This is a genomic window from Corallococcus macrosporus, from assembly GCF_017302985.1.
Lineage (GTDB): Bacteria > Myxococcota > Myxococcia > Myxococcales > Myxococcaceae > Corallococcus > Corallococcus macrosporus_A.
Map to the genome: position 1 here is coordinate 1,079,779 of NZ_JAFIMU010000004.1, position 12,893 is coordinate 1,092,671.

11 protein-coding genes are annotated in these 12,893 nt (G+C 69.2%); 6 read left to right on the forward strand and 5 right to left on the reverse strand.

Going from position 1 to position 12,893, the window contains the following annotated elements:
* Positions 1-65 precede the first annotated feature (65 nt).
* Entirely contained in the window at positions 66-497 is a 432-nt protein-coding gene (locus JYK02_RS09625) for a hypothetical protein (RefSeq protein ID WP_207050572.1), read from the forward strand.
* Positions 498-520: 23 nt separating this feature from the next.
* On the opposite strand, the gene JYK02_RS09630 is transcribed toward JYK02_RS09625, so the two are convergent.
* Positions 521-1,786, reverse strand: a complete 1,266-nt coding sequence (locus JYK02_RS09630; protein WP_207050573.1) for an amidohydrolase family protein — start codon at positions 1,784-1,786, stop codon at positions 521-523.
* Between the two features lie 151 nt (positions 1,787-1,937).
* On the opposite strand from JYK02_RS09630, the gene JYK02_RS09635 reads away from it, so the two are divergent.
* From JYK02_RS09635 to JYK02_RS09645, 3 genes are all read left to right on the forward strand, one after another.
* A complete protein-coding gene (locus tag JYK02_RS09635) occupies positions 1,938-2,234 on the forward strand; it encodes a hypothetical protein (RefSeq protein ID WP_207050574.1) in 297 nt (98 codons plus the stop codon).
* Positions 2,235-2,933 (forward strand): MBL fold metallo-hydrolase, encoded by a 699-nt coding sequence (locus tag JYK02_RS09640; RefSeq protein ID WP_277991362.1) that lies wholly within the window; start codon positions 2,235-2,237, stop codon positions 2,931-2,933.
* Positions 2,934-3,097: 164 nt separating this feature from the next.
* Positions 3,098-4,669: a PKD domain-containing protein gene (locus JYK02_RS09645; RefSeq protein WP_207050576.1), complete on the forward strand. Its 1,572-nt coding sequence runs from the start codon at positions 3,098-3,100 to the stop codon at positions 4,667-4,669.
* Positions 4,670-4,677: 8 nt separating this feature from the next.
* Here JYK02_RS09645 and JYK02_RS09650 read toward each other — a convergent pair whose 3' ends face one another.
* Genes JYK02_RS09650 through JYK02_RS09660 form a run of 3 tightly spaced genes read right to left on the reverse strand, consistent with a single transcriptional unit; the run spans position 4,678 to position 7,817 of the window.
* The gene (locus JYK02_RS09650) at positions 4,678-5,712 is read right to left on the reverse strand and encodes a hypothetical protein (RefSeq protein WP_207050577.1); all 1,035 of its coding nucleotides are present in this window, start codon (positions 5,710-5,712) and stop codon (positions 4,678-4,680) included.
* Positions 5,713-5,772: 60 nt separating this feature from the next.
* Entirely contained in the window at positions 5,773-7,008 is a 1,236-nt protein-coding gene (locus tag JYK02_RS09655) for a PKD domain-containing protein (protein ID WP_207050578.1), read from the reverse strand.
* A 5-nt stretch (positions 7,009-7,013) separates the two neighbouring features.
* Entirely contained in the window at positions 7,014-7,817 is an 804-nt protein-coding gene (locus JYK02_RS09660; protein ID WP_207050579.1) for a hypothetical protein, read from the reverse strand.
* Between the two features lie 250 nt (positions 7,818-8,067).
* Between JYK02_RS09660 and JYK02_RS09665 the strand changes: the two genes are divergently transcribed.
* Positions 8,068-10,797 (forward strand): ATP-binding protein, encoded by a 2,730-nt coding sequence (locus tag JYK02_RS09665; RefSeq protein ID WP_207050580.1) that lies wholly within the window; start codon positions 8,068-8,070, stop codon positions 10,795-10,797.
* Positions 10,798-10,800: 3 nt separating this feature from the next.
* Here JYK02_RS09665 and JYK02_RS09670 read toward each other — a convergent pair whose 3' ends face one another.
* Positions 10,801-11,931, reverse strand: a complete 1,131-nt coding sequence (locus JYK02_RS09670) for a hypothetical protein (protein ID WP_207050581.1) — start codon at positions 11,929-11,931, stop codon at positions 10,801-10,803.
* A 213-nt stretch (positions 11,932-12,144) separates the two neighbouring features.
* Here JYK02_RS09670 and JYK02_RS09675 point away from each other — a divergent pair.
* The coding region (locus tag JYK02_RS09675) for a hypothetical protein (RefSeq protein WP_207050582.1) at positions 12,145-12,893 on the forward strand (749 nt) is incomplete at its 3' end.

Below are 12,893 nucleotides of genomic sequence, written 5' to 3' on the forward strand. Positions count from 1 at the left end.
GGGCCGCGCGCTGCGTTGATTCTTCGCGGTTGTCGGACGGGCCCGCGCACTTCTAGGCTTGCCGGATGAAACGACTCCTCGCAGCGCTGGTCCTGCTTCCGTCGATGGTTTTCGGGCAGGTGCGTGTCGACCTCAATGTGAAACTGCCCGACATCGTCTTCTCGACGCCGCCGCCGCTCGTCGTCGTGCAGCCCGGCGTGCAGGTGGTGGAGGACTACGACGAGGACCTCTACGTCGTGGACGATGCGTACTGGGTGCGTCGCGATGGGCGCTGGTACCGGGCGCGCGACTACCACGGTGGCTGGGAGGTCGTGGAGGAGCGGCGGGTCCCCGTCACCGTCGTGAAGCTGCCCCCCGGGCGCTACAAGAAGTGGAAGCGCTCGAAGAAGGGGTCCGTCGTGCCCGCGTCCTACCGTGAAGGTGGCCATGAGGGCCGGGGCCATGACGACGACCACGGCAAGGGCGGGAAGGGGAAGGGCAAAGGCAAGGGGAAGTAGCCCCCCGCTTCGATCCCTGGGCCTCAGTGGCCCGCCGGCTCGCGTACGAAGAGCGCCTTGCCCGCCCGGATGGTGCACTTCACGCCGGTGAATCGCCGGACGTCCGTGGCGGGATCGCCGTCGAGCACCACGAGGTCGGCGTCGAAGCCCGGCTTGACGCGGCCCCGGCGCTCGGCGGCGCTCCAGCGCGCGGCGGGGGCGGTGGTCAACGACGCGAGGATCTGCATCGGCGTCAGCCCCGCGTGCGCCATGAGGACGTACTCCTGCGTCGGGTCCAGGTCCGTCATGTACCCCACGTCGGTGCCGAACAGGACCTGCCCCCCGGCGCTCGAGAACGCCGCGAGCTGCCGCTCGGCTCCCGCCACGAGCCGATCCCGCACGGGGGTGGGCACCTCCGCCTTGGCGAGCTCGTAACCCCAGAGCTGGAGCGTGGGGACGACGGAGACGTGGCGGGCGACGAGCTGGCCGACGAGCTCGGCGCTCCACTCCATCTTCGGCGAGTCGATGGTGGTGTGCACGATGATGTCGGCGCCGGCCTGCACGGCGGTGCTCACCCCGTCGGGGTCCGTGGGATGCACCATGACCAGACCTCCCCGCTGGTGCGTTTCGTCCGCCGCGGCACGCGCGACGTCCGGGGCCATGCGGCGGATCTCGCCCTGCCCCTGGGGCGTGGCCACGAACAGCTTGGTTCCCTGGGCGCCGGTTTCGAAGCCCTGGCGGATGATGGCGCGGGCCTCCTCCGCCGACGCGGGCTGTGGAAGCTGTCGCAGCACCTCGGGGGGCAGGGCGCGCAGGTAGAACGGGATGCCGTTCTCCGGATACAGCGGGGAGCCGACGGTGAGGATCGCCGGTCCCTGGAGTTCGCCGCGCTCGATGCGCTGACGGAGCGCGCCGGTGTTCGCGGGGTCGGAGCCGGTGTCGACGACCGTCGTGAAGCCGAAGCGCGTGGTCATCTGGCTCAGCGGAGCCTGGAGCTCGTCGCGCGGCCGGCTGGCGGCCCCGGCGAACGCGGGGTCCGTGAAGTGGACGTGGCTGTTCTGGAACCCGGCCGTGATGACCCCGTCACCACAGGCGGCCTCGCGCCGGATGCCCACGGGCGGGGCGTCTGACCCGACGGCTTCAATCTTCCCGTCGCTCACGAGCACCCAGGCGTTGTCCAGCGGCGGCGCGTCCGGAGCGACATAGAGCCGCGTGCCCGTCAGGAGCCAACGATCGGAGGTGGCAGGACGCTGGTTCGACGCGCAACCCGCGGTGGCCAGCCAGACAACCAGTGCGACACGCTTCATCATGATGATCACCTCGCTGGGACGCAGCGTGTGCCCAAGGACGGGGCGCGTCAAACGGTTCCGCGATTTGAACGGCGGACGCGCGGGTCGCATCATGCGCGCCACGTCGGCACAAGCCACCCCATCCCTGTGTCGATGGAATGGAGTGCTTCGCATGTTGCCCCCTTCTTCGTCCCTGCTTCGCAATCTCGTCGTGGGCGCGCTGTGGGTTGGCGCCCCCCTGCTCGCGGTCAATGACGCGCACGCCGCGCCGCCTCCCCAGGTCAAGAGCTCCGCCCCGGGCTACTACCGGATGATGCTGGGAGACTTCGAAGTCACCGCGCTGTCCGACGGCACCATGACGCTGCCCATGGACACGCTGCTCACCAACGTCACGGCGGCCCAGCTGAAGACCCAGTTCGCGCACACGGGGCTCGACCCGAGCCACCTGGAAGGCTCCATCAACGCGTAACTGGTCCACACCGGCGAGCACCTCGTGCTGGTGGACGCCGGTGCCGGCAAGGCCTTTGGTCCGGACGCGGGCGGACGCCTGCTGAACAGCCTGCGCGCCGCGGGCTACCGCCCCGAGGACATCGACGCGGTGCTGCTGACCCACTTGCATGGAGATCACTTCGCCGGCCTGACGGCGGAGGGGAAGGCCGTCTTCCCGAACGCGACCGTCTACGTCGAGAAGAACGAAGCCGACTTCTGGCTCGATGCCTCGAAGGAGAAGACCGTCCCGGAGGTGTTCCGTCCCTTCTTCCCGCAGGCCGCCGCCGCGTTCGCGCCGTACCTCGCCGCCAACAAGGTGAAGAAGTTCTCGGGCAGCACGGAGCTCCTCCCGGGCGTCCGTTCCATCGCCACGCCGGGACACACGCCGGGCCATGCGTTCTACGCCGTCGAGAGCAAGGGCCAGCAGATGCAGTTCTGGGGCGACCTCATCCACGCGAAGGACGTGCAGTTCCGCTCGCCCGGCGTCACCATCAAGTTCGACCTCGATTCCGCGGCCGCTGCCCGCCAGCGGCTCAAGGCGATGACCGACGCGGCCGCGAAGGGCTACTACGTGGGCGCGTCGCACATCTCCTTCCCGGGCATCGGGCACGTCGTGCCGGAGGGCAAGGCCTTCACGTGGCTGCCGGCGAACTACAGCGTCGCCGGCCTCAAGCCCTGAGCTGAAGCCGAGCCGGTGCAGGCCGTCCGCCCTGCACCGGTCCAGGGCCAGCGTTTGACAGGAAGATTCCAATGCAGGCAGTTAAGTCTGATTATTATTGACTTGCGGTTTTTGGCGCTCGCAATGTCTCTCCGTCGCCAGGGTTGGCGACAGGGGAGCACACCATGCCGAAGTCGAAGCAACTCGCGTCCTGCCTTGCCCTTGCCCTGGCCGCGTCCGCACCGGCGGCCCTCGCGGATTCGGCCATCTACGGTGGAGGCCCGTTCTATTCCGGCGGCACCGCCGTGATGAACGACCTGCGCGGCTCGGGGTTCACCACGGTGATCCTCTGGAGCTTCCACATCGAGGACAACGGCGACCTCGTCTACAACGACATCCCGGTGGTCCGGAACGGCGCCTATATCGGCGACCCGGCGTGGCCCACGCGGCTGGCCTCGCTCAAGACCGCGCCCACGTCTGTCAATCGCATCGAGGTGTCCATCGGCGCCTGGAGCGTCCCCGACTTCGAGCGCATGGCCCGGCTGGTCAACGGCACCGCCGCGGGCTGCGGCAGCACCCTCGTCTGCGGCACGGGCACCAACAGCATCCTGTACCGCAACTTCCAGGCGCTGAAGACCGCCACCGGCGCCACCGCGGTCAACTTCGACGACGAGAGCGCGTACGACCTCGCCCCGACCACCCAGTTCGGGCAGATGCTCATGGGCCAGGGCTACAAGATCACCTTCGCGCCCTACACCAACCAGACCTTCTGGCGGAGCCTCAAGGACAACCTCGGCAGCGCGGTCGACGGCATCTACCTGCAGGTGTACGACGGCGGCGCCGGCAACAACCCGGCGAGCTGGAACACCGCGATGGGCATGACCGTGGACCCGGGCCTGTGGTCGCGCCACGGCTCAGGCTGCGCCAGCGGTGACAGCCCGGCCACGGTGCAGAGCAAGATGACCCACTGGAAGAGCACCGCCGGCATCAACGGCGGCTTCATCTGGTTGTACGACGACATCCAGGCGTGCTCGGCGCAGGGCACGAGCGCGCAGTACGCGGCGGCAATCAACACCGCGGTCAGCGGCAACACCCCGCCGGTGGCCAACTTCGGCGTCACCGTGAGCGGGCTGACCGCGACCTTCAGCGACGCCTCCACCGACAGCGACGGCAGCATCGCCTCGCGCAGCTGGAGCTTCGGCGACGGCAGCGGTTCGACCGCCACCAACCCCAGCCATGTCTATGCCAGCGGCGGCAACTACACCGTCAGCCTGACCGTGACGGACAACGGCGGCGCCAGCCACACCAAGACGCAGACCGTCTCCGTCGGCGCCGGCTTCGTCAACCTGGCGCTGAACAAGCCGGCGACCGGCTCCACCGCCTGCAACAGCAGCGAGACGCCGGCGAAGGCGGTCAACGGGAGCGTCTCCGGCGGCACGACCGACAAGTTCTGCTCGTTGGCCTCGGGGGCCTGGCTGCAGGTGGATCTCGGCTCGGCGCAGACGGTGAGCAGCTTCGTCGTCAAGCACGCCGGCGCTGGCGGTGAATCAACCACCTGGAACACCCGGGCCTTCACCATCCAGACCTCCACCAACGGCACGGCCTGGAGCACCCCGGTGACGGTGACCAACAACACCGCCAGCACCTCGATCCACGCCATCAGCGCCACCTTGGCGCGCTACCTCAAGCTCAACGTCACCACCGCGTCCCAGAACGGAGACCCGGCGACGCGCATCTACGAGTTCGAGGTGCGCTGACCCCGCCGCTACGGCTGGGGAACCCCCAGCCCGTAGGCCTTGCGGATGGCCTGGGCACAGGCGCGGGACTTCTCGCCCTCCTCGTCACCGAAGAGCTGTCGATTGCGCGCCAGGACCATGTACTGGGTCCTGGCGGCATTCACCCAGGGATAGAAGCCGAACGCTCCCGGGGAGGAGTGACCCGTCACGGTCCACGCCCCGTTGCGCACCTCTCCCTCGATCCAGTGCCCCAGGCCGTAATACGCCTCGCCCCCCGACCACGGCGTGGAGGACACGCCGGGGCCTCCCGGCCAGGCCGGAACGGCGTCCACGGTCAGCAGGGAGGACAGCACGTACTGGTCGTTGATCAGCTTCGTCAGGAAGACGCGGTACTGGGCCGCGCTGGCGGAGAAACCCCCGGCCACGGCGACGTCGCTGTCGGACTCCGGCAGGGTCGTCCCCAGCTTGTTGTTGAGCCAATCCATGACGCTCAGCAGCCCCGTGCCCTTCCTCGCGCCGATGTCATCCAGGGCCAGCTTCTGCATGTGGCCACCGTCGTAGAAGAACCGGCCGTTCTGGAGCAGGCGGTAGGAGACGTCCTTGTAGGCGGGGCCGTAGCACTCCGAGACCGTCGTGCCGGCATCGCCACACAAGGTCCTGCGCTCGTCGACGTAGCCGCTGGTGAAGTTGAGCCGCTTCTTCTCGTCCGGGGTGAGGTTCGCGTATCCCCGCGACTGCACGTAGGCCCCCGCGTACAGCCACTTGCTCGCGGACGCGATGGGCATCACGGTCGTCGCCGTCACGCCGCCGCCTCGCGGGATGGCGTAGACCGGCCCGGTGCCATCGCCAATCTCCCAGTAGAAGTTCCCGAGCGGCGTGCAGCTCGCGGAGGTGTTGGCCGTGGTCAGCGCCGCCTGTTCGCCCGCCGTGAGGGCCGCCTGGGACGTGGCCACAGGCTCGCCTTCGACCGGGGCGAAGGCGTCCTCCGCGCTGCCGCAGCCGATGAGTCCCAGGGCCAGCAGCCCGTACGCCGAGATGAACGTCGTCCTTCCGTGTTGCTTCATGGGGAGTTCCTCCAGGAAAGGCCCCTGTGAACCCGGGAAGCGTCCGGACGTCGCGCGACGCTACTTCGCGGGCGGGCGTTCCGAGGAGACGGGCACCGGGCGCAGGGGCTCGGCCTTGTAGGCCGACCAGGACAGTGACACCTCCGTGCCCGTCGCGTCACGACCGTGGAGGAAGTCGATGACCTGCTTCACCTCCGGCCGCACGTCGGAGCGCGGCACGGTGACGTGGCCCCGGAAGCCTCCCCGTCCCAGCTCCTCCTCCACGGTGACGACCTCGCGCCACGCACCCGTGCGGGTGTCCACCTGATCGTCCCACGTCACCGTGAGGCGCTCCACGCGCTCCCAGGTGATGGCCCCGCCTTCCGGCACGTCGACCTGGACCTGGCTCCTCCAGCCCTCGTTCTCGGGACGTGAGGCCTCGCGCGCCAGTTGGAGGCTCGCCCGGGGGGGCGCATCGGAAGCAGGCGCTCCCCGGACCTGCACGAACGCCATCGCGGTCTGCTCGGCGCCAGCGCCACGCGCGGACACCCGCACCGTGTGGACCCGCGCTTCCGGCTCGCCCGTGAAGACATGCGAGGCCGTGGGCGCTGCTGTCGCGGTGATGCGTCCATCCCCGAAGTCCCAGGTGTAGGCAGTGGCGGGGTGGGGTGACACCGCACGGAAGGCGAAGGCCGTGGGGCCCTGCTGCGTGACTTCGATGCGAAGCGCGCGGGCCTGCTCCTCGTCACCGCACGCGCGCACGTCGATGCTGGCGGCCTGCTCGGCCAGTACCCCGACGCGACGGCCACCCAGGTCCTTGCAGAGCTGGAAGCGCACGAAGTACCGGCCGGGCGTCGCCGGTGCACGCCAGGGAAGGCGGGTGCCGGGTTGCAGCTCCGCGCCCGTCTCCGTCCCCGGCCACACCCAGCGCGAGACGGCGTCCGGTTCGGCCGTGCCTCCCACGCGAGCGGACAACGTCATCAGCTCTCCCGTGCACACCCACGGGCGGTCCGTGTCGATCCCCTCGATGACGGCGGTCGAGGTCAGCACCACCCGCTCCTCGTTGAGCGCGGCGGAGAGGGCCTCTCCCGTCGCGGCGGGTGGAATGCGCCCGGGGGCGGGGGGCTGCGATGGCGCGGCCCGCTCGATGGGCGCCGGCGCCTCGCGCACGGGGGGCACTTCCTCGGCGGCCGGGACCGCCGGAGGCACGTCCTCCCGGGCCCGTCCGAAGAGCAGGAGGCCGCCAATCATCAGCAGCACCAGCACACCGCCGGCCTGCTTCCCATGGTCACGGCCTCCAGGGGTCCCGGGGGACATGCGCGTCAGAAGCCGAAGTCGTTGAGGTGGCGCCGGTAGCCCTGGGAGTTGGGCCGGTACCACTGGTCATCCCAGCCCGTGAACTCCACGTCGTCGAGCAGCCGCTCCGTCTTCCCGTTGAGCACGACCGCGTTGATGAGCTGCACGGCCGTGGAGCCCACGTTGCGCGAAGCGAGCTTGTTCGGGGTGGTGTCCAGGTATTGCGCCGTCGTGCGGCTGCAATAGTCCTGGGAGAAGCATCCCTTGTCGCACGTGGAGAGCGTGTTGTAGGCGGCGTGCTTGTCCTCGGCCATGTAGAGGACCGGCCACCCGCGATAGCCATTGCGTGAATCGCTCAGGTCGTACTCGAGCTGATCAAACGCATACCAGGCCGACGAGTCACACGCGCTCTTGCGGTGCGCGGACAGATAGGCCTGGTCGAGGTACCAGCGCCCGCCGGAGTAGTGCACCTCGAAGATCTGGAACTCGGGGTCGCCGTCGTGGCCGGTGGTGACGCCGGTGTCCTCGAAGAAGGTGTCCAGGTAGAAGATGCGCACGGTGCGTGTGGCGAAGGCCTGGCTCTTGACGGCGTAGTAGGGCCGGCGCGCCATGCCGCTCTCCCCGCTGTCGAACCAGAACAGCGGCATGAACCACTTCGCCAACTGATACTCGCAGTCATCGTTGAGCCCATCCCGGTCCGCGTCGGTGCCGGTGCCCCAGCAGTTGTCGCCGTAGGGGATGACGGAGAGGCCATCCGCCCGGGCCACCGGGGCGGACAGTGCGAGGAACAGGCCCAACGACACGACGGCGGTGCGAAGACCACGGTTCATGGAAGCACTCCGGGTGGAACGTCGAGGGAGCCGGGAGGCTACCGCACGATGAATCGTTTCCGTCGCGCAGCCGACGTTCAAGCTGGACGGCGTGCCTCCCGATGGCGGAAGTTCGGGTACGACTCATCGACTTCACCGAGCCACGCGCAACGGTCGACGCCGCGTTGTGTTGATGTCCCCACCCACCATGACGCCTGTCCATGGCCGCTCCCCGCGGCGCGCTCCCCGCCTGCTCTCGCAGGTGCTCCGCGTGGGAGGACTTCTCTGCGTTTGCATCCTGGCCGCGTGGAACCTCGATGCGCTGGCCCACAGCGTCCCCTTTCCCATCTTCCTCGCGGGAGTCATGGCGGCGGGCTGGTATGGCGGACTGTGGCCCGCGCTGGCGTTGACGGTCCTCTCGACGCTCACGCTCGACGTCGTGTTCATCCACCCGGTGCACTCGGTGGCCATCTCGAGCCCTGGTGAGGGCGTGCTGCTGGGGGTCTTCGGCGTCGTGGGCGTGCTCATCAGCACGGCCGCTGGCGCGCTGCATGATGCGCGCAGGCACGCCGAGCAACTGCTGCGGCTCAACGAGGCGCTCGCGCGGGCCGCCACGCCCACCGACATCGCCGAGGTCGCCCAGGCCCAGGCCCTGACACTCCTCGGTGCATCGCACACCGCACTGTGGGTGATTCCTGGCGAGGAGGGGACCGAGACCGCGCGTCACGTTCCCGTCCCCAACGCTGGGCTCCCTCCGCCCGAGGTGCTCACCGCCCTGGCCCAGGAGGCCCTGCGCACGGGAGCGCTGGTGTGGCCCCGGCGCGGTGCCTCGCGGGGGATCTGCCTGCCGCTGCGCAATCCCAGCCGGATGCTGGGCGCGCTCGCGATGCTCCTGCCGGAGCGCGCGTCGGGACCCCGGCAGTTCCAGCTCGCGCAGATCCTGGGGGACGCCTGCGCGACCGCGCTGGAGCGGGCCCTGCTCCATGAGCGGTTGCAGCGCGAACAGCGGCTGCTCGACTCCGTGCTCGGCCAGGCCCCCGTGGGCGTCATCGTCGCCGAGGCGCCCAGCAGCCGGATCCTCCTCTACAACGCGGCCTCCGAGCGCATCCTGGGCCACCCCGTCATCCCCTCGGCGGACGTGTCGCACTACGCCCGCTACGGCGGCTACCACGCCGACGGCTCCCCCGTGGCCGCGGAGGAGTACCCCACCGCGCGTGCCCTCCTGAAGGGAGAGCAGGTGCGCGGCGAGGTGATGCGCTACCGCCGCGGTGACGGCCAGAACTCGCTCCTGGAGATCAGCGCGGCGCCGGTGCGGACCCCCGATGGCGCCATCACGGCCGCCGTCTGCGTGTTCGCGGACGTGACCGAGCGGCAGAACGCCGAACAACGGCTGCGCGCCAGCGAGGAGCGCTACCGGCAGCTGTTCGAGGCCGCGCCCCAGGTCATCTGGACGAACCAGACGGACGGCGGCAACAGCCAGTTCAACTCGCTCTGGTTCAAGCTGACGGGACAGACGCAGGAGCAGGCCTCCCATTACGGGTGGCTCAACGCCATCCATCCCGAGGACCGGGCGCGGCTGAAGGCGCAGCGCGAGGAGGCCATCCGTCAGGAGCAGGCGTATGCCATTGATTTCCGCCTGAGGATGGCGGACGGCGGGTACCGGTGGCAGGTGGGGCGCGTGGTGCCCCTTTACGACGCTGGCGGCAAGCTCGAAGGCTGGCTGGGGGCCGCCATCGACGTCCACGAACGCAGGCGGTCGGAGTCCGTACAGCGCTTCCTCGCGGAGGCGAGCGCCACCCTGTCCCGCTCGCTCGACGAGCGCGAGACGATCGAGCAGGCCACCCGGCTGATGGTGCCGGAGCTCGCCGACTGGTCCATCGTGGACCTCGCTTCACCTGACGGCCTGGAGCGCGCGGCGGTGTTCCACCCGGATCCCAACGCCGCCCCGGCGGTGGAGATCATCCGCCGCCACCGTCCGCGTCCGGAGTCCCCCAGCCCCGTGCTGGAGGTCTTCCGCACCGGTGAGGTGAAGCTCGTGGAGCGGTTCGGCGACGAGGACTACCGGGCCACGGTGTCGTCGGAAGACCACTTGAGCGCGGTGCGCGCGCTGGCACCGCACTCCCTGCTGGTGGTTCCGCTGGTGGCCCGGGAGCGCCTGCTGGGCGTCATCACGCTGCTGCGCGGCGGGACTCGCGAGCGCTTCACGGAGGAGGAGCAGGTGCTGGCGCGGAACTTCAGCCAGCGCTGCGCCCTGGCCATCGACAATGCCCGCCTCCTCACGGAGCTGAAGCGCTCCCTCCGGACCCGGGACGACTTCCTGTCGTCGGTGAGCCACGACCTGCGCAACCCGCTGTCGGTCATCACGATGCGCGCGGCGAGCCTGCGTGCGGAGCTGGCCCAGCGAGGGAGCATCGCGCCCGAGCGCCTCACGACCGCGACGACGCGCATCCTGTGGGCCGCCGAGGAGATGAACTCGATGGTCGAGAGCCTGCTCGACCTGGTGCGCAGTGAGATGGGCGAGCGCCCGAACCTGCGGCGCACCGAGGTGGACGTGGGCGAGCTTGCCCGCGGCGTCATCGTGGATCAGCAGCAGGCCGCGCAGCGCCACACCTTCCAGCTCCACACCCCCGAGACGCCGGTGATGGCCTCGCTGGACGAGATCCGCGTGCGGCGCGTCGTGCGCAACCTGCTGCTCAACGCGGTGAAGTACAGCCCCGAGGGGAGCAACATCGAGGTGCTCGTCCAGCAGTGCGAGGCGGAAGGCAGGGGCTGGGCCGTCATCGAGGTCCGGGACCGGGGCATCGGCATCCCCGCCGGCGACCTGCCGCACCTGTTCGAGCGCTTCCACCGGGGCGAGAACGTCGTGGGGCGCATTCCCGGCACGGGCCTGGGCCTGTTCGGCGCCCGGCAGTTGGTGGAGCAGCACGGAGGCCGCATCACCGTGACGAGCGTGGAAGGGCAGGGCAGCTCCTTCCGGGTGTGGCTGCCCCAGCGGCAGTGACGCTCAGGGCGCGGGGATGAACTTCAGCTCCCCGGGACGCAGGGGGGACAGGAACTTCAGCCACTTCTCGTATCCGTCGTCATACGACGCACGGCGCACGTAGACGTCACCGATGGTGCCCGACGTGGGCGAGGCGCGCAGCCAGAGGTCCAGCGCGCCGGTGTCATCCATGCGGGCCACGCCGATGTCGCCAGGAGCCGGTGTTCCCGGCAGGGGCGGCAGCGGCTCCACGCCCTCGTCTGGCTTCGTCTGGAGGCTCTGGAGGCGGTCCCGGATCGCGTCCAGCACCCAGGGGTCCATGCCCGGCTGGGCGCGCAGGCGGGGCTCCTGCGCCTCCAGCCGCGCGCTCAGCGTGGGCAGCACCTGCGTGCGCAGGGTCTCCACGGCGCGGGCATCCCAGCCCAGGTAGCGGGTGCTGGTCTGGAGGGCCTGCTGCAGCCGGCCCAGGTCATCCAGGGTGGGGAGGTCCGGCGTCCGGGCCATCCAGGTTTCATAGAAGGTGCGGAGGAACCACTCCTGGTCGTGCCGGATGACCGGCACCACCGCGCCCCAGGCCCAGTCCGGCGCGAGCCCCACCTGCGCCAGGTGCCAGGTCTGGAAGAGCCCCCGCGAGTCGGTGAACTTCGTGAGCTCCGCCCAGCGGGCCTCGGTGTCGGGGCGGGACTCGATGAACTCGCGGCAGCGGCGCATGTCCCCGGCCGAGGCGCGAGGGTCCGCGGCCACCAGGTCACAGGCCTTGTGCACGGCACCCCCTTCGACCTCGGCGCGCAGCGCGAGCCGCGCGGCCACCTCCTGTTGTTCGCGGTGCCGCGACGTCACCCACGCGCCCCCCATCATGGACAGGTAGGCGGAGACGGCGCACGCCACCAGCGCCACCAGGGGGAGGCCCATCCCCAGCGGCACCGCATCCCAGGGGCGGTCCGACAGGAAGCGCCGCCAGCCGACCCAGCAGGTGAGCAGCAGCGGAAGGACGGCGAGCACGAAGGCCAGCCCGTTCAACGCGTGATGGAGCGGCGTGGCGGTGTGCCGATACGACTCGCTGCTGAAGGCCAGGGTGAAGAAGGTGCCCACCAGCAGCGCCACGCCCAGCGCCAGCTCCACCAGCAGACACACGCCCGCGACGACCGCGCTCATCCTCGATGCCCCCGTCCTGTCGCGGCCAGGGCCCCATGCACCCGGCCGCGCCTGAAGCGTACCCGAACCCGGTGGCAAGGCCCACGCGTCGCAAGGATGCCCCGGAAGCCGCGATGCGTGTCGCTAAGGTTCTCTGTCCAGACCTGATGCGAAGTCCGCAACCATTGCGCAGGGCAGCTAGACTCTCCGCGCCTTGGCTCGGCTGGAGGATTGATGCAGATCTCGGCGGTAAGACTTCCCAGGAACTACCTGGATTTAGGGATGGAACGTACGACCATGGACCGGCTGGGTTCCATGGTCGTCCTCGCGGGGCCAAACGGAGGCGGCAAGTCCCGGCTCCTCAGGTGTATCTACGAAGCCGTTAAGCAATATCCACTGCCGGAATACCAGGAGTTCCTGCGGAGAGATGTGTTCATCCGGCAGGACCGTGTGTCAGCCATGCAGTTCAAGCTTCAGGAGACAATCCAAGAGCTTTCCTTGGGTTCGCTCAAGAAGCAGATCAACGAGCAAGAGCGCTTGATAAAAAGAAACGAGGAAACACTGGCGCTTGTCGCACTGGTTGAACTCAAGAACCCCCGGAACGAAAAGCCGATCCATCACTATGTGCCTCGGCCCGTGGACTTTGCGGACCCGTTCATGCAGGTCCGTCACATGACCCTTGCGGCCGCAGACCAGGTGCGTAAGGAGGTAGGCTTCGAGCCTCTCGAAAATGGCTGCCTTGCCTATATTGGTAGTGTGCAGGACCGCTGGTTCCAGGCCACTCATCCCCAGGTAACCATCCCTGACGATGAGAAGACATTGGCTGTCGCCGAGTACCAGCGGCTGCGCGACGATCTCAAGAAACTCCTGGGAGCGCAGCTCGATCGCAACCTTGATGGCGCCCCAACTCTTTGGGGACGCTCCATCCCGAAGGCCGGACTCTCTGATGGTCAGCGCCTCCTCCTGCAACTCGCGGTGGCCCT

Bases quoted from the DNA above. Each gene is read 5' to 3' on its own strand.
- JYK02_RS09645 (WP_207050576.1), top strand. From the start codon at position 3,098: ATGCCGAAGTCGAAGCAACTCGCGTCCTGCCTTGCCCTTGCCCTGGCC.
- JYK02_RS09660 (WP_207050579.1), bottom strand. From the start codon at position 7,817: ATGAACCGTGGTCTTCGCACCGCCGTCGTGTCGTTGGGCCTGTTCCTC.
- JYK02_RS09635 (WP_207050574.1), top strand. From the start codon at position 1,938: ATGTTGCCCCCTTCTTCGTCCCTGCTTCGCAATCTCGTCGTGGGCGCG.
- JYK02_RS09670 (WP_207050581.1), bottom strand. From the start codon at position 11,931: ATGAGCGCGGTCGTCGCGGGCGTGTGTCTGCTGGTGGAGCTGGCGCTG.
- JYK02_RS09630 (WP_207050573.1), bottom strand. From the start codon at position 1,786: ATGATGAAGCGTGTCGCACTGGTTGTCTGGCTGGCCACCGCGGGTTGC.
- JYK02_RS09650 (WP_207050577.1), bottom strand. From the start codon at position 5,712: ATGAAGCAACACGGAAGGACGACGTTCATCTCGGCGTACGGGCTGCTG.
- JYK02_RS09625 (WP_207050572.1), top strand. From the start codon at position 66: ATGAAACGACTCCTCGCAGCGCTGGTCCTGCTTCCGTCGATGGTTTTC.
- JYK02_RS09655 (WP_207050578.1), bottom strand. From the start codon at position 7,008: ATGTCCCCCGGGACCCCTGGAGGCCGTGACCATGGGAAGCAGGCCGGC.